14 protein-coding genes and 1 pseudogene are annotated in these 18,781 nt (G+C 70.8%); 6 read left to right on the plus strand and 9 right to left on the minus strand.

All coding sequences use genetic code 11. The features are described from left to right. Positions 1-108: 108 nt before the first annotated feature. From OG322_RS33695 to pdxR, 4 genes are all read right to left on the minus strand, one after another. Positions 109-2,772 (minus strand): DUF7824 domain-containing protein, encoded by a 2,664-nt coding sequence (locus OG322_RS33695; RefSeq protein WP_329307382.1) that lies wholly within the window; start codon positions 2,770-2,772, stop codon positions 109-111. Then, positions 2,769-4,142, minus strand: a complete 1,374-nt coding sequence (locus OG322_RS33700; RefSeq protein ID WP_329307383.1) for an SWIM zinc finger family protein — start codon at positions 4,140-4,142, stop codon at positions 2,769-2,771. The genes OG322_RS33695 and OG322_RS33700 overlap by 4 nt, the downstream gene beginning before the upstream one ends. Positions 4,143-4,264: 122 nt before the next feature. Then, positions 4,265-5,845 carry an alkaline phosphatase D family protein gene (locus tag OG322_RS33705; RefSeq protein ID WP_329307384.1) on the minus strand — a complete coding sequence of 527 codons (1,581 nt, stop codon included), beginning with the start codon at positions 5,843-5,845 and terminating at the stop codon, positions 4,265-4,267. A 126-nt stretch (positions 5,846-5,971) separates the two neighbouring features. Continuing rightward, complete coding sequence (gene pdxR / locus OG322_RS33710) at positions 5,972-7,429, minus strand: MocR-like pyridoxine biosynthesis transcription factor PdxR (protein WP_123467909.1); 1,458 nt, start codon at positions 7,427-7,429, stop codon at positions 5,972-5,974. A gap of 47 nt (positions 7,430-7,476) precedes the next feature. Here pdxR and OG322_RS33715 point away from each other — a divergent pair. After that, a pseudogene (locus OG322_RS33715) lies at positions 7,477-8,325 on the plus strand (EamA family transporter); the annotation flags it as partial. A gap of 57 nt (positions 8,326-8,382) precedes the next feature. Here the strand turns inward: OG322_RS33715 and OG322_RS33720 are convergent. Continuing rightward, positions 8,383-9,213 (minus strand): alpha/beta fold hydrolase, encoded by an 831-nt coding sequence (locus OG322_RS33720; RefSeq protein ID WP_123467907.1) that lies wholly within the window; start codon positions 9,211-9,213, stop codon positions 8,383-8,385. Positions 9,214-9,365: 152 nt separating this feature from the next. Between OG322_RS33720 and OG322_RS33725 the strand changes: the two genes are divergently transcribed. Both OG322_RS33725 and OG322_RS33730 read left to right on the plus strand, forming a co-directional pair. Beyond that, positions 9,366-10,250, plus strand: a complete 885-nt coding sequence (locus OG322_RS33725; RefSeq protein WP_123469627.1) for an RNA polymerase sigma-70 factor — start codon at positions 9,366-9,368, stop codon at positions 10,248-10,250. 303 nt (positions 10,251-10,553) lie between these two features. Further along, positions 10,554-11,321 carry a GntR family transcriptional regulator gene (locus tag OG322_RS33730; RefSeq protein ID WP_124286203.1) on the plus strand — a complete coding sequence of 256 codons (768 nt, stop codon included), beginning with the start codon at positions 10,554-10,556 and terminating at the stop codon, positions 11,319-11,321. A gap of 57 nt (positions 11,322-11,378) precedes the next feature. Here the strand turns inward: OG322_RS33730 and OG322_RS33735 are convergent, their stop codons facing one another. The 3 genes from OG322_RS33735 to OG322_RS33745 all read right to left on the minus strand — a co-directional run bounded on the left by OG322_RS33735 (position 11,379) and on the right by OG322_RS33745 (position 14,463). Next, positions 11,379-12,536, minus strand: coding sequence for an ROK family transcriptional regulator (locus tag OG322_RS33735; protein WP_123467903.1), 1,158 nt, complete (start codon positions 12,534-12,536; stop codon positions 11,379-11,381). A 99-nt stretch (positions 12,537-12,635) separates the two neighbouring features. Further along, positions 12,636-13,286, minus strand: coding sequence for a response regulator (locus tag OG322_RS33740; RefSeq protein ID WP_124286204.1), 651 nt, complete (start codon positions 13,284-13,286; stop codon positions 12,636-12,638). Between the two features lie 4 nt (positions 13,287-13,290). After that, on the minus strand, positions 13,291-14,463 hold the full coding sequence (locus OG322_RS33745) for a sensor histidine kinase (RefSeq protein ID WP_329307795.1): 1,173 nt from the start codon (positions 14,461-14,463) through the stop codon (positions 13,291-13,293). Positions 14,464-14,571: 108 nt separating this feature from the next. On the opposite strand from OG322_RS33745, the gene OG322_RS33750 reads away from it, so the two are divergent. Continuing rightward, entirely contained in the window at positions 14,572-15,513 is a 942-nt protein-coding gene (locus tag OG322_RS33750; protein ID WP_123467897.1) for an ABC transporter ATP-binding protein, read from the plus strand. A 2-nt stretch (positions 15,514-15,515) separates the two neighbouring features. Then, positions 15,516-16,253, plus strand: coding sequence for an ABC transporter permease (locus tag OG322_RS33755; RefSeq protein WP_124286205.1), 738 nt, complete (start codon positions 15,516-15,518; stop codon positions 16,251-16,253). A gap of 15 nt (positions 16,254-16,268) precedes the next feature. Here OG322_RS33755 and OG322_RS33760 read toward each other — a convergent pair. Further along, a protein-coding gene (locus OG322_RS33760) for an IS5 family transposase (protein ID WP_266411293.1) occupies positions 16,269-17,200 on the minus strand; the annotation gives its coding sequence in 2 pieces (ribosomal slippage) (positions 16,269-16,850 and positions 16,853-17,200; 930 coding nt in all). A 214-nt stretch (positions 17,201-17,414) separates the two neighbouring features. Between OG322_RS33760 and OG322_RS33765 the strand changes: the two genes are divergently transcribed. Then, on the plus strand, positions 17,415-18,641 hold the full coding sequence (locus OG322_RS33765; protein WP_123466689.1) for an IS701 family transposase: 1,227 nt from the start codon (positions 17,415-17,417) through the stop codon (positions 18,639-18,641). Positions 18,642-18,781: the final 140 nt, after the last annotated feature.

Raw genomic sequence — 18,781 nt, forward strand, 5'->3', positions numbered from 1 at the left:
TGCCTGATCACGAACGCCTTGTGACCGATGGGTTAAGTGTGCATCTAGCCGCCAATCGTCTGTTTTCGGCCGGTTGGCCAGGGTGTTCGAGCCAGGGTCCGGTCAGGTTCACGCGACCGCCTGGCCCCAGGCGGCCTCCAGTCGCGCCGCCTGCCGCACCAGCTGCGTGGACCCGCCGCGCGCGGCGGCTGCGCCGAGGCCGGCTATCGGCCCGGCCTTTTGCGGACCACCGCGCTCCGCGCACTCCGCGGCCACCGCGAGCAGGTCGCTCAGTCCCCGGGGAGCCCGCTCGTGGGACAGCAGCGCGGGCAGCACCGGGACCAGAACGGAGAGCACGGTCCGGTACGCGCCGGTGGCGGCGGCGGTAGCCGCCGAGCTCGCCAGCCGTCCGGGTTTCACCAGGCCCCGGCCGATGAGCACGGTCAGCTCTCTGCCGAGGAGCGCCGCATCCAGCCGGCCCCGGGCGGCGAGGATCAGCAGGGCGTCCACCGCCGACAGCCGGTCCTCCGGATAGCGGGCGCCGAGCCCGTACCCCAGCGCGAGATGTATGGCGCCGGCAGCGGGCCCTTCGGTCTCGACGAGAGCCGGCAGGGGCCACGCACCCCCGCGCTCGTCCTCGACGCACGTGGTGACGGAAGGCAGCAGCCACGCCGCCAGCGTCTCGCTGTCCTCCGGCAGTGCGGCCATCCAATGCGGCGCGCTGTGGCCCCAGTGGTAACAGCGCTGCTGTCCGGGGGCGTGCGGGCGGCCGAGCCAGTGGAAGGCGCGGGGGAACTCCCGCTGGATGACCGGGCGTTCCTCGGTGGCCAGCAGGATACGCCGCGCTCCCGCCGCCGACCGCTGGAACCAGCCCCGGGCCACGGGTACTTCGGCCTCCACATGGTTGCGCAGGACCGGCGCCAACGGTTCGTCCGCCCGGATCCAGGCGGCCAGCCGGTCGCCCTCCACGGTGCCGAGTCCGGCGGCCTGTGCGGCGGCCTCGTGGCCGCCGCCGCGCCGGACGCGCAGCAGGGCCTGCGCGAAGTCGCAGGACTCCGGTTCGAGCCCCAGCTCCTGATAGCGGCGCAGCCGGCCGACCAGCTCCACCGGGTCCAGGGACCCGGTGTGCCAGGTGGGCGTCGCCAGCAGGAAGGGCAGCTTCCCGGTCCGGATCGCGGCAGCGGCCTCCCACAGCCGCGCGTACATCACGCCGTTGACGGCGGCGTGGAAGCAGGCGTCCGTCCGCGTCCGTCCGGCCCGGCCGTCCGCGACGGCCCGCGCCGAGACCCGTCCGAGCAGCGACGCCGCGACGAGTTGCAGACCGTCGTGGTTCCTGGCGAACCGCCGGTCGGTCTCGTCCTGCTCACCGGACCCGGCCCACCACTGCCCGGCGAGCGCCGGACGCAGGGCGTCGGCCAGGGCCGTCCGGCCTGTGTGGGCGCACCGGATCAGTCCGTCCAGAGCCCGCTCGAAGTGGGTGACCTCCCACGACCCGGACCGCACCAGTGCCACCACATCCTCGACGAGCTCGGCCGTGTTCTGCGGGGCCGGGGCGAGACGCCGTGGGACGGGGGCCTGCGGCAGGATCTCCTCGTAGGCGTCGTCGGCCGGCTTCGCGTCGAGCAGATCACCGAACACCACGAGGGCCGCTGAGTAGTGCACCGGCCCCAACTGTGAAGCCATGTCCGCCAGCTCCTGGTGAACGGCGGACGGGGCCGAGGGGAGGTGGCGGGCGGTGAGCTTGAGTGCGCGCTCCTGGATACCGATGTCCGGGTGTCCGAACGCCTCGCCGACCACGGGCAGCAGTTGCCCGGCCGCCGACGGGTCCCGGCGCAGCACCTTTCCCAGCAGCGCCAGTTGGGAACGGACCAGCTTCTTCTCCGTACGGAAGAGCACCGGACCCGAGACGTCGGCCAGCTGAGCGACGGACAGCCTGTCGAGGCCGTCCAGCCGGGCGAGCACCTCCTGCGCGTGTCCGGCCACGGGCGACGGGCCGTCCGCGGCCATGGCGATCCAGTCGGCGACCCGCTCGGCCTCCTCCTGAGCAGTGGGTTCGAGACCACGCAGCAGTTGCAGACAGAAGCGCAGGTCGGCGGGTTTCCCGCCGCGCAGCAGGCGGGTGGTGCAGCGGTCCAGGAGGAGGGCCCGGTCCAGCAGGCCTTCTGCGGCGAGGGCGGTCAGCGCGGACGGCCAGTGGCCGTCCGGGCCCGGATCACCGACCCAGGCCACCGGCCCGGGCAGCGTCGGCATGTCCAGGAGGTGCGGCGCCAGCACGTCGAGGTGCGGTTCGGCGCGCAGGACTTCGGTCAGTGGAGGGTGCGGCCGCTGCTGCCACCGCGCGTTGCTGATCCGCTCGACCCAAGCACGGACGATGCCGTCGGAGGCGGGCAGCGGGCAGTCCGCCATCCGGACCAGTTCGAGGACGAGTCGGTACTCCGCCTCGGACTCGACGGAGCGGGCGGCCAGCCGGCGGGCGAGATCGGCGAGCCAGGCCGGATCGCGGTCGGCCAGCACTTCCAGCACCCACGGGTAGGGTGAACGCTCCCACTCACGCAGTTCCCGGGCGCCGATCCAGGTCGCGCAGCCCGCGGCCCCGGTGTGGCAGCCCGCGCCGGCCACCAGCACGGCCTTGTGGACCCTGGTGCGCTCGCGCCATTCCCGCTCCCGCACCTCCTTGCGTATCGTCTTCAACTCGGCCAGCGCCAGCCTGCGTTCGGCCCGGTCGAGCGGGGCGAGCAGGGCGGGGACGTCTCGATGGCGGCCTTCGCGCACCGCAGTGATCAGGTCCTTCATCGCGCACCTGCGGTGACCGTCGCGCCCTGTCGGGTCATCCGGACCGCCAGCGCGTGTTTGCACGGGCCGCGTCGGCCCCGGTAGTCGGCCCGCCACTGGCAGGTGCAGCTCAGGGCCCCGGCCCTCTCGCGTACCTGGTAGCTGTGATCGCCCGAGGCCACGGCCGCCAGGTCGCCGTCCAGGACGACCGAGCCGCACTCGGCGAGCTGCCGCGCGGCGACCAGCCGCGGGTTGTGCCGTTCGGCCCGGTCCGCGTCGTACGGCAGCTCGCGATGGAAGTAGGCCGCGTCCGCGAGGTCGTAGCCCACGCGTCCCGCCGTTCCCAGCCGGACGAGCGCCGCCCGCACGCGTTCCACCGGCAGGCCCGACTGCTCGGCCAGGTCGGCCGGCTCGATCCGGGGCTCCCAGGCCAGCAGCACGGAGATCAGCTCGGCGTCGGCCGCGGCGTCATCGGTGACGAGCGCCTCCAGCACACCGCCCTCGCCCGAGAAGCCGCGGGAGGCCTCGGGCGACAGCGTCAGGGTGAGCCGCATTCCCGGAAGCACCACCTCCCAGGCACTGGCAGTGTCGGCGCCGTCGGCCACCGGGCCGTACACCCGCAGTGCCGTCGCGTGCCGAAGGACGCGCTGAAGCGAGACCAGCCGCTGCGGCCCCGGCAGACAGACGGCCCCCGCCGTCGGCCTCGTCGTCGGCCGCAGGGTCTTTCCGGCGGGAAGCACCCACTGAGCGCCTCGCGATGCGCTGCCGGAGGAGCGGGGCAGTGACCGCAGGAACCGGACGGCCTCGGCCGCCGGGAGCTCGGCCCGCAGATCGAAGGCGGCGGAGGCCACCTGCGCCTCGGCGAAGCCCCGCAGCCACCGGTCCGGCAGCGGAACCTTCTTCTCCACGACGGGACCGTCCAGCGTGGTCACCGCCATCTCCTGCGGCCCCACCCGAAGATGCAGCGGGTCGTCGCCCGCTATCCGCGAAAGTGCCTCACGCAGCGAATTGTTCACATCGACATTGGTCGTGCCGTGCCCGGTCTCCGCCCCGTCCAGACCCTCCCGCAGTACGTCCAGGCGGGCGTACACACCGCAGCAGCCGGAGAACGACTCGAAGCGCAGCCTGTCGCCGTTTCCCGTCACCACCGGGTCGAGCGAGGACAGCAGCGTCCGCTGGTAGTAGCGCGCGGCCGCCACGTCCGCCACCGCGAGCAGTCCGCGGGCCGCGATCCGGGGCGAGGTGAGAAAGCCTTCGAAGAACCGGGGATGGGGCTCGGCGCCCCGCGGCGTGAGACCGCCCGCCGTCTCCAGGCCGAGCAACTGCCCGGCCTGCGAGGACTTCAGAACGGACGGACGTGAGTAGGCCAGCGCCTGTACGGATCGGGTCATGAAGAAAACGCTAGAACCCACCACTGACAATCGGCCCGGGGAGCGGTCGGCAGTACGGGGGTGCGGAACTCCCGCTCCGCCCCGCCGTCCGCCCCTCCCCGGAGCCGTTCAGACCCTTCCGGTCACTGCCCCACTCGCCCCGGTTGCAGCACCTTGCTGAACAGGACGGAGCCGCCCTGCGCCCGCAGCCGGACGGTCAGTTCGCCGCTGTCCCCGTCGATGTCCACCTCACCGAAGAGGGCAGGCGACTCCATCGGCGACACATTCGCTCGATCAGGCGCCTGGACGAACACTTGATCGGGTCCGAATGTTCCGTCGAGTGGGTTGGCGGGAAACTGGCCAGCGGCCAGTGGGCCCGTGACGAACTCCCAGAACGGTGCGAAATCCTGGAACGCCGCCCGCTCGGGGGCATAGTGCTGGGCCGATGTGTAGTGCACATCGGCCGTCAGCCAGACCGTGCCGGTGATCCGGTGGTGCTTGATGTACCGCAGCAGTTCGGCGATCTGCAGTTCGCGGCCGAGAGGTGTGCCGGGATCGCCCTGCGCCACCGCCTCGAAGTCCGTCGCACCGTCCGCCACGACCAGGCCGAGCGGCATGTCCGCGGCGATCACCTTCCACACGGCCCGGGACCGGGAGAGTTCGCGCTCAAGCCAGGCCAACTGCTCGGAGCCGAGGATTCCGGTGGTGTCGTCGGGCTGCCGGCCGGGGGAGTTGGCGTTGCGGAACGACCGCATGTCCAGGACGAAGACATCGAGCAGTGGACCGTGCCGCACCACCCGGTGCACCCTTTCGGTGCCCGACGGCCGGTGCGCGGTGGACACCGGGAAGTACTCGCGGAAGGCGCGCATCGAGCGGGCGGCGAGCACGTCCACGTTCTTCTCGGTGTACCGGTCGTCGTCGAGGATCTGCCCGGGGTACCAGTTGTTGCGCACCTCGTGGTCGTCCCACTGGATGATGGAGGGCACCTGCGCGTTGAACTCCCGGAGGTTGTCGTCCAGGAGGTTGTAGCGGAAGTTGCCCCGGTACTCGGCCAGGCTCTCGGCGACTTTCGCCTTCTCCTCGGTGGTGATGTTGTGCCAGACACGGCCGTCGGGCAGCGGCACACGGGGCTCGATCACCCCGTCCGCGTAGATGTTGTCGCCGCTGCAGAGGAAGAAGTCCGGGTCGAGGCGGCGCATTTCGTCGTACACCCGGTATCCGCCGATGTCCGGGTTGATGCCCCAGCCCTGTCCCGCGATATCCCCGGACCACAGGAAACGCACACTGTCCCGGCGTCGCGCCGGCGCGGTGCGGAAGGTCCCGTACACCGGCTCACCGGTGCGGCGGGGGTCGTCCGGGGCGGCGAGCGTCACCCGGTAGTGCACCTGCTCGCCCGGCGGCAGACCGTACAGCGGTGTCGTCCCGGTGAAGTCCGTACCGGGACCGAGCAGGGGACCGTGCCACCTGCGTGGACGCCGGAACGACTCTGTCGCCGAAGTCTCCACCACCATCCGGGCCGGACGGTCGGACCGCACCCACACGAGCGCGGAGGATGCCGTGACATCGCCCACCTGCACACCCCAGGCCGCATCCGGCCGGCCCGACCGCGCGAAGGCGGGGGCAGCCGCACCCACCACGGGAAGGGTGAACGCGGCCGAGGCGGCGAGTGAACCGCGCAGCAGAGCACGGCGGTCGGGGGACGGAACACGCGGACGGTACGGCATCGAAGCGCCTCCGGGGCAGCGGGTGGGGCGAACGGTCTGCTGATCGACCGGGCCACCCTCGCGTCCGACGGAGGCGGGCACACCAACGCGAGGTGAATACCCGGTCTCCTGCGCCATCGAAGCCGCTCAGCGAAGGCCCCGCTGGGCCTCGGCCAGCAGACGCACACCACGTGCGATGTCCACCGGCGCCAGTTGCGCGTATCCCAGCACCAGGCTCACACAACGGTCCGCGGGACGCACGGTTCCGCAGTCGCTCAGCAGCCGCAGTGCGATACCGGCACCGGCGGCGCGGGCGGCGAAACCGGTCTCGGGACCGTACCGTTCGGGCAGCCGGGCGATGATGTGAAGTCCTGCGGCGATGCCGCTGACCTCGGTGCCGGGGAAGTGCTCGGCCAGCGCCGCGGTCAGGGTGTCGCGGCGTTCCCGGTAGGCGCGCTGGCAGCGCCGCAGCTGACGGTCATAGCCTCCCCGGGCGATGAAATCGGCGAGTACCGCCTGGTCGACAGCGGGATTGCCGAGATCCATCGTGCGCTTGCGGGCGACGATCTCGTCCGTCATGGACGCCGGCGCCAGCAGCCATCCCAGCCGCAGACCGGGTGCCAGCGACTTGCTCACCGACCCGGTGTACGCGACGTGCTCCGGATCCAGGCCCTGCAGGGCGCCGACGGGCGCCCGGTCGTAGCGGAAGTCACCGTCGTAGTCGTCCTCCACGATCACCCCGTCGACGCTCCTCGCCCAGTCCAGGAGCAGACTGCGGCGAGCGGCGGAGTACGCGATTCCGGTGGGGTACTGATGGGCCGGGGTGGTCATCACGGCACGGACCCCGGAGCGCACGAGCGGCTCGGCGGCCAGGCCTTCGTCATCGAGCGGCAGCCGGGACGTGGCGAGCCCCGTCGAGGCGAAGAGGGAGGCGTGTTCGGGGCTCCCGGGATCCTCGACACCGACCGTGCGCATCCCGCGTCCGTGCAGCACGAAGCCGAGCAGGGTGGTGGCCTGCGCCACGCCCGAACAGACCAGCAGGCGCTCCGGATCGGCCACCACCCCGCGACGCCTCGTCAGCAGGGCCGCGAGGGCGACCCGCAGCTCGGGCAGTCCCCGCGGATCGGGATAGCCCAGCGCGCTGTGCGGCAGCCTGCCGAGCACCGAACGGTGAGTGGCGGCCCAGGCGCTGCGCGGAAAGAGCGAGAGATCCGGAGTACCTGGCCGGAAGTCGACGAGCGTGCCGGGGGCGCGCGGGGCGAGATCGCGCGCCCGGTCCGCCGCTGCCCGCACCGATCCGCTCACCCACGTTCCCGCCCCGCGCCCGCTGTGCAGATAGCTCTCGGCGGTCAGCTGCTCGTACGCCTCGGTGACCAGACCGCGTGAGACACCGAGATCGGTGGCGAGTTCACGACTGGACGGAAGCCGTGTCCCCGGCGTCAGCCGGCCGGAGCGGACCGCTTCGCGCAATGCCGACTGGAGGGCGCGACCGCGCCCGCGGGTTGGAGCGGACGCTGCCGGAAGCAGCAGTTCCCAGGCGGCGGAGACCGATTCCCGGTCGCTGCCACCGCCGGCCGAACCTGGATTGGTCCCCGAAGATGTCATGGAAGTGGACCTTAAACCGGACCGCCGGGCTGCCTAGCGTCGGTGCCATGAACCTGACTTACCTGCGCGGGGCCCTTCTCGCCACCATCGCCTGCATCCTCGTGGGTGCCTCCTTCACCGCCAACAGCGTCCTGGGCGACTACCCCTACGCGGGTGGCCAGGCACTGCGCTACGGCCTGGCCGGCCTGCTGCTCCTGCCGCTTCTGCGGCGGGGCGGAGCGCCCCCGCCCGCCGCCACACTGCGCACGCTCGGCGCCCGGCAGTGGGCGCGGCTCGCGCTGCTCGCGGCTGTCGGAATGGTCGGCTTCAATCTGGCCGTCCTGGTCGCCGAGCGGACTGCGGAACCTGCCGTTCCGGGCGTTTTCGTCGGGTGCGCCCCGATCATCGTCGCGGTGCTTGTGCCGCTGCTGGACGGGCGCCGGCCGGCACGCGCCGTGCTCTACGCCGCCGCGCTGGTCGCCGCGGGTGCCTTCACGGTCCAGGGCTGGGGCCGCACGGACACGGCGGGCATCCTCTGTTCCGTCGGCGCGCTGGCCGGTGAGGTGGGCTTCGCCGTGATCGCCGTACCCGTCCTGCGTCCACTCGGCCCGAAACTGCTGTCCGCCACGGTCTGTGTGATCGCCGCCGCGGAGTCGGCGGCACTGGGGCTGCTGCTGGACGGCGGCGGCTTCCTGCGGGTGCCCTCACCCGCTGAGACGGCGGCGCTGGTGTGGCAGGCCGCCGTGGTCACGGTCGTCGGATTCGTCTGCTGGTACATGGGCATGCAGCGCATCGGCGCCGAGCGCGCCACGCTCTTCTCCGGTCTGATCCCGGTCTCCGCCGCGCTCACCGCCCCACTGGTCGGCGCCGGTTCGTACGGTGTCGCGCAGGCCGCAGGCAGCTGTCTGGTCGCGCTGGGGGTCGCGCTCGGGTCGGGCGTCCTGCACCGGCGCGGGCCCGTGCCCGGGACGGACTCAGCGGCTGGTGTCGAGAATCACCCGCGCCACGAGAGCCGGGTCGTCGTTCATCGGGACATGGCCGCAGCCGGGCAGCCGGACCAGCCGGGCGCCGGGGACGGTGTGCTTGGCCCGGATTCCCTGGCGGCGCAGGAGCAGCCGGTCGCTGCTGCCCCAGGCGATGGTCACCGGTAGTTCCGGCACATCGTCGGTGAACAGGACATCGCGTCCGGCGGCCAGCGTCTGGTGGAATCCGGTCGCCTCGCGCAGGGCGACCGTCTCCAGGACCGCGGCCTGTGGTGAACGGCGCCCGGGCCGGGCATAGATGGTACTGGTCAGGACCGTCCGGCCGGCCCGGGTGCGGGAGAGCCGTTCGACGAGCGGCAGCGGCATCGAACCGGCCGCCAGCCGCATGGCGCGCAGCGTGCCGAACGCGTAGCGCCGCTCGCGCTCGGTCCAGAACCCGGCGGGCGAGAGCGCCGTCACCGAGCGCACGAGCTTCTCGCGCCCCAACTCCAGTGCCAGCAGCCCACCGAGCGAGTTCCCCGCGACATGGGGGCGGTCCAGGCCCAGCGCCTCGCAGAAGGTCCCGAGCAGCGGTGCCACGGTGGCCAGGTCGTACGGGACGCCGTCGGGCAGCGCGGGGGAGGCGCCGAAGCCGGGCAGGTCGACGGCGATGACGTCCCGTTCCACTGCGAGCACGGGGATCACCGGGTCCCAGGCCTGGCGGTGGTGGCCGATGCCGTGGAGCAGCAGCAGCGGCTCGCCGGCCCCCGTCCGCTGGTACGCGACGGACACGGTCCGCGGTCCGCGGGGTGACTCGACGGTGAACGAGACCGTGGCTGCCATGGAATTGCTCCCGGATGTTGCGGCGCGGAGGGCCGTGCCCGCAGGCGACTTAGACAATGCGTCAACAACAATTACCGCCAGGTAGACCGGAGTTCAAGAGGTCCGGGCGATTCGAACTGGACACCGTGCGGCACGTCGGCTGGGATGGGACGGTGACAACCGACACCGTGACCGACGTCTTCGAAGAGCACCGGCCCGTACTCACCGGGGTGGCCTACCGCATGCTCGGCCGGATCGCCGACGCGGAGGACGTGGTCCAGGAGGCGTGGCTCCGGTGGTCGTCCGCGGCGCGGGAAGATGTGCGCGAACCGCGTGCCTTCCTCGTCAGGATCGTCACCCGCCTCGCCATAGACCGGCTGCGTCAGCTCCGGACGCGGCGTGAGGCGTACGTCGGGCCCTGGCTGCCGGAACCCCTCGTCACCGACTTCGGGCCCGCCGTGCCCGACACGGCGGAGCAGGCCCTGCTCGCCGACTCCGTCTCCGTAGCGGTGCTCGTCGTCCTCGAATCGCTGTCCCCACTGGAGCGCGCCGTCTTCGTCCTGCGCGAGGCCTTCGGCTTTCCGTACGGAGAGATCGCCACGGCGCTCGACCGGACCGAGGCCGCCGTCCGCCAGCTCGCCGGGCGCGCCCGGCGTCATGTGGAGGAGCGCAAGCCGCGCTACGACGTCGATCCCGTCCACCGTCGTGACCTCACGGAGCGCTTTCTCGCGGCGGCGGCGGGCGGCGACATCGAGGAGCTGCTCGCGCTCCTCGCGCCGGACGTGCGGCTCGTCGGCGACAGCGGCGGGAAGTCGAAGGCTCCGCTGCGGATCCTGGAGAGCGCGGACAAGGTCAGCCGCTTCCTTCACGCCGTCGCCCACGAGCCGATCCCGGATCTGGAGGTCCGGAGCCTGGAGCTGAACGGCGGGCCGGCGCTGCTCGTCCTCATCGCCGGAAAGCCCGATTCCGTCATGCAGGTCGATGTGCGGGATGGGCTCATCCAGTGTGTATATATCATGCGGAATCCTGACAAACTCACCACTTTCGTCGGCGCGTAGCCGACCGGATCCACTGGCCGCTTCAACCGGTGTGCCACCTTCCGGTTGCCTCCGGCCGGCAGCGCCCACATCGCTCCCGGAGCCCCACGGACCTGCCCGGACGTGGGGCTTTGTGCTGCGCGAGGCGAACCGGTGCACGAACGTCCTGTGAACGCTCTGCGGCAGAGCCCCGTTTCGCAGCGTTACCGGCTAAGGATTGGTCTTGACCAAGGGGATGCGCCGTCCTATGGTCGCAACGTTAAGACAGGAACCTTTAATAAATAACGTCGCGGAAAAGCCGCTGGGCGATTGCGGAGGACAAGGGTGGGGACCACGCAGCTGGAATCGGTACCGGAGCCGAAGTACTGGCACCTCAAGACCGTGCTCAGTGAGGCACTCGACTCGGACTTTGCGGTGGGGGAGATCCTTCCCAACGAGCGGGAGCTCGCCGCCCGGTTCGGCGTCGCCCGGGCCACGCTCCGGCAGGCACTGGAGCAGCTCGAACTCGAAGGCAGGCTGCAGCGCCGCCGGGGTGTCGGGACCACGGTCGCGCCGCCGCGCGTGGGCGTGGCCGTTTCCACCGCTCAGCACGACTGGAGCGGAGGCGGCGCGGGCGAGGCGTGGCAGCCGGTGGACTGCCGGACCGCGGCCGCACCCGCGGCGGTGGCCGGTGCGCTCGACGTGGGGGGCGAGGAGCCCGTCCACATCGTGCGTCGGATCAGGGTCTCCCACGGGCAGGCCGTCGCGGCGGAGCTGCTGTACGTGCCGTCGTCCTCGGTTCCCGAACTCTCCTCCATAGACGCTTCGTCCGGTACTGCCAGGGCCCGCAGCGTCGTACGTGAACTGCACCGGCTCGGGCTCGACGGCCAGGACCGTTCGGTGGAACTCGGTTCGGCCCGCGCGGACGATGCCAAGGAGCTCGACCGGCTTCCCGGGGCTCCTGTCCTCGTCGTCACCACCCGGTACCTCGCCGCAGGCGGCACGGCTGCCGTGTCCGTTGCCACCTACCGGGCCGACACCTGCCGGCTCACCTTCGGTGACTCGGGCGACGTGGAGATCAGCCACCACGACCAGGAGCGCCAGGCGTCCTGACCGCGTGCCTCCCGGTCGCCCGCCGGGACCCGCACCGCACCGTACGGCCCGTCGCGCTCAGCGGCGGGCCGTCACTGTTCCCTCCACCGCGAAGAGCTGCTCCTCGACGTGGTCGAGCGCCAGCCGCAGGGCACCCGTGGCCACAGCGGCCTCGCCGAGCAGCGACAGCGCCACCCGTGGGGGCCGAAGACAGTAGCGGGCCAGCTCACCGCGGAGCGGGTCGAGTACCCCGTCCAGCCCGGCTGCCCAGCCCCCGACGACCACCAGCTCGGGATCGAGCGCCAGCACCAGCGCCGCCACATCGTGGACCAGCCGCTGAATGAACCGCTCGACCGCCGCCTGCGCCTGCTTGTCGCCGTGCCGCGCCTTCGCGAACACGGCGGCCACCGCATGCTCGTCAAGCGGGTCCAGCGGGGTGTCCGTCGTGGACAGCAGCCTCTCCGGTGTGACGTCACGGCCGAGGAGGTGCAGCGCACCGATCTCGCCGGCTGCACCGCCGAAGCCGCGGTGCAGCCGTCCGCCGATCAGAGAACCCGCTCCCGGACTCAGCCCCGCCAGCACGAACACGATGTCGTCGGACTCCGTGGCCGCGCCCTTCCAGTGCTCGGCGACGGCAGCGGCGTTCGCATCGTTCTCCACGAGCACAGGGCAGCGGAAGGAGCGCCGCAGCCGCTCACCTAGGGCCAGGCCGGTCCAGTCCGGCAGCGCGGTGCCCAGCCGGACGGTGCCGTCGGCCTCCACGATGCCCGGGCTGCCGACCCCGACCGCCCGCAGGCTGCTGCGGGCCACGCCGGTCCGCCGCAGGACTTCGGCGACCACGGTCCGCACCTTGTCGAGGCGGTCGTCGGCGCAGGCGGTCTCCGACACGTCACGCGAGCCGGCGCCGATGATCCGGCCGTCCAGGCCCGACAGCAGCGCCGAGACCCGGTGCGGGCCGATCTCGATGCCCAGCAGATGTCCGGCCTCGGCACGGAACCGGAACCTGCGGGCCGGACGGCCCTGCCGTCGTGCCTCGGCACCGTCGGGCGCCGACTCGACGACCAGGCCGGCCTCGAAGAGCCCCTCCACCACGCCCTCGACCGTCGGCCGCGACAGACCGGTGATCCGGGTCAGGTCCGTGAGGGTCGGGGAACCGGCACCCCTGAGAGCGTGCAGCACCACCGCGGAATTGATTCGACGCAGCAGCGACGGGTCCCCACCGGTCAGCCGGCCCACGGTGTGTCCTCCCAGCTCGTGCGCATGTCAGGCGGATCGTACTCGTTGCTCCGGGGCAGGGCGACCGCGGGACGCAACGCCGTCCGGGACGAGCCGGGATCAGCCGGGGGCGACGAATCCGGACTCATAGGCGGCGATGACCGCCTGGGTGCGGTCCCGGGCGCCCAACTTCGCCAGCACGGCGCTGACATGGGTCTTCACCGTCTCTACACCCACTACGAGCCTGGCGGCGATCTCGGCGTTGGACAGGCCCCGGGCCATCAGCCGCAGCACAGCAGCCTCGCGCTCGGTGAGCGAAGCCCGGTCCATGGTCTCCCGCGCCTTGCTCGTGCCGTATTCGGCGGCGAGCTGCCGGACGGCCGCCGGGAACAACAGGGACTCGCCCTCCGCCACCAGCCGCACCGCGTGCACGATCTCGGCCGGCCGGGCCCGCTTGAGGAGGAAACCGTCCGCCCCCGCGCGCAACGCCTCGTAGACGTACTCGTCGTTCTCGAACGTCGTCACCACCAGGATCTTCGGCGGATCGGGCACCGTGCGCAGCACCACCCGAGTCGCCTCGATGCCGTCCATCAGTGGCATACGGACGTCCATCGCCACCACGTCGGGGCGCAGCTGACGCACCAGCGGGATCACCGCGGCTCCGTCCCCCGCCTCACCGACGACCTCGATATCGGGCTGGGCCTCCAGGACCGCACGCAGACCTGCGCGGACCAGGGGTTCGTCATCGACCAGGAGAACGGTAACCGGCATCCGGTCAGCGTATGCGCCCCAGCGGAAGGCTCGCGTGCACCATCCACTCCTCTCCGTACAGGCCGGTCTTGGCATTTCCGCCCAGCAGGGCGGCTCTCTCTCGGATACCGCGCAGCCCGCTTCCATCTCCCGGCGTACCGGTCGAACCCGTGAACGGGTTGGTTACCTCCAGCTCCAGCCGTCCCTCCGCGACGGTGATACGTACCCGCACGGGGACGGCCCCCGAGTGCCGCAGGACATTGGTGAGGGATTCCTGAAGGATGCGGTACCCCTCACGGGACACCGACCCAGGTACCTGCTCCAGCGGACCGGACACCTCGGCATCGACCTTGGCCCCGGCCCCGCGGGCGGAGTCCAGCAATCGGTCCGCTTCGCTCAGCGACGGCCGTTGCCCGGGAGTCGGACCTGACTCGCGCAGCACCCTCAGCACCCGGTCCAGATCTTCGAGCGCGTTACGGCCGGTCTCCTCGATCGCCGCCAGAGCCCGTTCGGTGAACTCCGGGTCGCGCGCCGCCCTTGCGGCACCCGCCTGCACCACGGCCACCGTCAGAGCATGCCCGATCGAGTCGTGCAGCTCTCGCGCGATCCGATTTCGTTCGAGGAGCTGCTCGGTGCGTTCCTCCAGCGCAGTCAGCCGCTGGACCGGCGTCGGGCCCAGCAGCCAACGCGCGGCCGCAGTGATCAGCTCCCCGCAGCCCACGACCACGGAGAGCATGACCAGCAGCGGAACAGGAGCCAGAACCGCAGCCCACCAGTGCGTTCCCAGACCGGCGGCAAGCCATTGGTCGCTCGGTTTCGTGCCGAACGCCGAGCGGACGAGGTCGACCGTTGTGGCCGGCAGCCACACCGTGGCGAGGCCGGCGAGCGTCGCGCACAGCAGCCGCACCTCCAGCCAGAGCGCGGTCCGCCAGCGTTCGGACCAAGAGGTGGACGGTGCCACCGAGATGGTCGCGTCAGGGTCTCCGCGCTCCGCGGGCGTGAGCAGCAGCTGCCCCTGGATCCCCTCGGCGAGCCGCGTGCCGGGTATCAGCCCGACCAGTGCCGCGAGGACGACGGGTACCCACGGCGTATCCATCGAGATGAACAGCCACACGCTCACGACGGCCTGCGGCATGAGCAGATGCAGCCAACGGGTATAGGTGACCGGCGTGATCAGTGGGTGGAGGAAGCGGAGCATGCAGCTCATCGTGCCAGCGTGCTCGGGTGCAGCGGCTCCCCCGAGCGAGGGAGATGATCCACACCTGCGGGGGAGGAGTGTCGTCGGCGGGGCCGCCAGGCTGAGGACATGACCAGCATCGATGTCCACGAGCTCACCAAGGACTACGGCGCGACCCGCGCCGTGGACCACCTCACCTTCAGCGTGCGGCCAGGCCGGGTCACCGGATTCCTCGGGCCCAACGGGGCAGGCAAGTCCACCACCATGCGGCTGGTCCTCGGGCTCGACCGGCCCACGGGGGGCACCGCCGCCATCGGCGGGCAGGCGTACGCGGCTCTGGACGATCCGCTGCGCCACGTCGGGGTGCTCCTCGATCCGCAGGCCGCTCACGGTTCGCGGACGGCCCGCAACCACCTTCTGGCGCTCGCGACGAGCAACGGCATGGGCCGCGGCAGGGTCGAGGAGGTGCTGGAAGAGGCAGGCCTCGCCAAGGTCGGCGGACGCCGGATCAAGACGTTCTCTCTCGGGATGCGCCAGCGGCTGGGCATAGCGGCGGCGCTGCTCGGTGACCCGGAGGTGGTCATGCTGGACGAGCCGTCGAACGGGCTGGATCCGGAGGGCATCGTCTGGATCCGGGAACTGATGAAGCGGCTTGCCCGGGAGGGCCGCACGGTGCTCGTCTCCAGTCACCTTATGAACGAGACGTCGTCGTTCGCCGACCATTTGATCGTGCTCGGTAGAGGGCGGCTCCTCATCGATCTGCCGATGCAGGAATTCCTCGACTCCCGCAGCCGGCCCAGGGTGCGGATGCGCACGACTGAATCCTCCCGGCTCGGTGAGGTTCTGAAACGCAAGGGATACCGGGCCGCGCAGGGCGAGGGCGGCCGTTGGACCGTCGAGGACGTGAAGGCGGAGGAGATCGGAGCGATGGCAGCCAGAGAGGGCATTGCGGTCCTTGAGCTCGTCGACGAGCAGGCCACGCTGGAACAGGCCTACCTGGACCTCACCGCCGATGCCGCGGAATTCGCTTCCGCCGCTGTCCCGCCCACCACCACCCGTCAGGAGGCCTGACCATGTCGACAACCGCAATCCTGCGCTCCGAGTGGATCAAGATCAGATCGGTGCGCTCCATCTCGGGATCCCTGATCGCCGTCTTCCTCGTCACCATGGTCGTCACGGTGCTCACTTTCGCCACCGTCGGTCAGGCCGAGGCGGACAACGCGGACGCCGAACTCGTCTTCGGCGCCTTCTACGCGCTGAACTTCGGTCAGATCGCGGCCATCAGCTTCGGTGCGACGGCGATTTCGTCCGAGTACCTCAATGGCGCGCTGCGCATGTCGCTCGCGGCCGTTCCGCGCCGCATCCACTTCTACACGGTCAAGATGTCACTCGTCGGGGGAGCGGCTCTGGCGGTCGGCCTCGTCACCGCCTTCAGCACGTTTCTGCTGGGGCAACTGTTCATGGGTGAGTACGCCATCGGCCTGGGGGAACCAGGCGCCCTGCGGGCGGCGTTCGGAGGCGGGATATATCTGGCTCTGATGGCACTCCTCGCGGCGGGGCTGACGGTCCTGCTGCGCAGCGCGGTTGCCGTGCTCAGTCTGCTCATCCCCTTCATCCTGATCGTCTCGTTCGTGGTCGGGGACGTCGCGGGCAGTGCGGCCGACTATCTGCCGGACCGGGCCGGACAGTTGGTGCTGCACCAGCACCCGGAGGGCAGCCTGGGGCCCTGGGCAGGGCTGGCCGTCACCGCGGCCTGGGCCGCGGCGGCACTGTTGGCCGGATGGTGGGCGCTGCGACGCCGCGACGCCTAGGTCCTGTTTCTCGGATCATGTACGGAGCCAGATCATGAGTGCTGCGAGTGTGACGGTGCCGAGGTAGATGTAGGCGCGTTTCTCGTAGCGGGTCGCGACGGCGCGGAAGCCTTTGAGGCGGTTGATGGTGCGTTCGACGGTGTTGCGCTTCTTGTAGAGCTCGCTGTCGAAACCGGTAGGCCGACCGCCGCGTGAACCTCGGTTCTTGCGGTGTCTCTGCTGGTCGAGACGTTCGGGGATGGTGTGCCGGATTCCGCGTCGTCGCAGGTAGCGGCGGTTCTTCCGGGACGTGTAGGCCTTGTCCGCCAAGACATGGTCGGGCCGGGTGCGTGGCCGGCCGACTCCGGCTCGCGGCACCAGAACCTGTTCCAGCACCCGCTCGAGCTGGGGTCCGTCTCCGTAGTGTCCGGGTGTCAGGACGAAGGCGAGGGGCCGGCATCGTCCCTCGGCAACGAGGTGGATCTTGGTGGTGAATCCTCCGCGGGAACGTCCCAGACATTCGCCGACCTGACCACCTCCTCCAGGCGGATGGTCAGTCTCCGCAGTACCGGATCGACCTGGTTCGTCCCCCACTTGGCCCCCCTTTGAGGGACGGCGGCCGGGGGCGCTTTCCTCGCACCGGCGGCGTGCTGGTGGGCTCGCACGGCTGTCGAGTCCACCGACACGTCCCAGTCGATGCCGCCCTCGGCGTCCTCGGCTACCTGGATGCGAGACAGCAGCATCTGCCAGGTTCCATCGGCTGACCAGCGACGATGTCGTTTATAGACCGTCTCCCATGGCCCGAATCGCTCCGGCAGATCCCGCCACTGCACGCCGGTCCGCACCCGGTAGAGAACCCCGTTGATCACCCGGCGGTGATCGCTCCACCGACCTCCACGCGTACCACCAGGAGGTAGGAACGACTCCAGCCGATCCCACTCCGCATTCGTCAGATCCCCACGGCCCATGAACCCAGCCTGGCCCCAACACCCCTCGCAGGTCAGGAGATCCGAGAAACAGGACCTAATACTCCAGCCGGACTTCTTCATTGGCGCTGGTCAACGGCTTGGGCGTGGGGAGTGTAGCGGGCTGGAACGGGAGTGGGGCGGTTCTTTGCCGGGCCGTCCCACGAACGTGTGGCCGCGCTGCTTGGAGTGGCAACGTTCCGGGCAGCCCGCTCGCATGAGTGATTCACCAACGGGCCTGTGGGAAGAGGGACTTGCTGAGCTGCTCTTGCGGATCGGAGGACGTTTTTCCCGCGTGGAATCCCGGCGTCGGATGCGGGACTACGTTCGTGGGCTTCTTGGCCCTGTGGGCCGCAAGAACGGCTGGCAGCTCGCCGAATACGCTGGCCACGCCACCCCCGACGGGCTGCAGCACCTGCTTTCCCGGAGTCGCTGGGAGGCCGACGAGGTCCGCGATGACCTGCACACCTACGTCGCCGAGTACCTCGGTGCGGACAACGGCGTGCTGATCATCGACGACACCGGCTTCGTGAAGAAGGGCACCACCTCCGCCGGCGTCCAACGCCAGTATTCCGGCACCGCAGGCCGCACCGAGAATTGCCAGATCGGGGTCTTCGCCGCCTACGCCACCTTCCGCGGCCACACCCTGGTCGACCGCGAGCTCTACCTGCCCAAGTCCTGGACCGAGGACCGTGAACGCTGTCGGGCTGCCCGTGTCCCCGACGACCGCGTCTTCGCCACCAAGGGAGAGCTGGCGCGGGCCATCATCCTGCGTGCCCTCGCCTCGCCCCTGCCCGTCGGCTGGGTCACCGCGGACTCCGCCTACGGCCAGGACTCCCACTTCCGCCGCTTCCTCGAAGACCACCAGCTCTCCTACGTCGTGGCCGTGCCCAAGTCCCAGCAGGTCCACGGTCCGCGCATCGACCACCTCATCGGCCACGCCCCGCCCGAAGCCTGGCAGCGGCTGTCAGCAGGAAGCGGCGCGAAGGGCGAGCGTTTCTACGACTGGGCCGCAGCCCGCCTGCCCGCTGTGTGGGAATTCGACGGCGACGAACCGACCCGGCAGCGCTGGATGCTGGCCCGCCGCAGCATCGCCAAGCCCGACGAACTCGCCTACTACCTCGCCAGCGCACCCCTGGAAGCCACCGTCGCCGACCTCGTACGCGTCGCCGGCTGCCGCTGGAAGGTCGAGGAATGCTTCCAGAGCGCGAAGAACGAATGCGGCCTGGACCAGTACGAAGTCCGCCGCTACGTGGGCTGGTACCGGCACATCACACTCGCGATGCTCGCGCATGCCTTCCTCGCAGTCCTGGCCGGCCAGGAACGAGAAAAGGGGGCACCGAGCGGGACACACCCGACCTCGTGGACCTCACACCGGCCGAAATTCGACGTCTGCTGGCAGTTGAACCCAGCCGCCGTACTCCGGACCGCGACCACGCGATGAGGTGGTCCCACTGGCGTCGCCGACATCAAGCACGCGCCCGCCACTGCCACTACAAGCGGCGCGGCCACACGTTCGTGGGACGGCCCGGCAAAGAACCGCCCCACTCCCGTTCCAGCCCGCTACACTCCCCACGCCCAAGC

It is taken from the genome of Streptomyces sp. NBC_01260 (assembly GCF_036226405.1).
GTDB lineage: Bacteria > Actinomycetota > Actinomycetes > Streptomycetales > Streptomycetaceae > Streptomyces > Streptomyces laculatispora.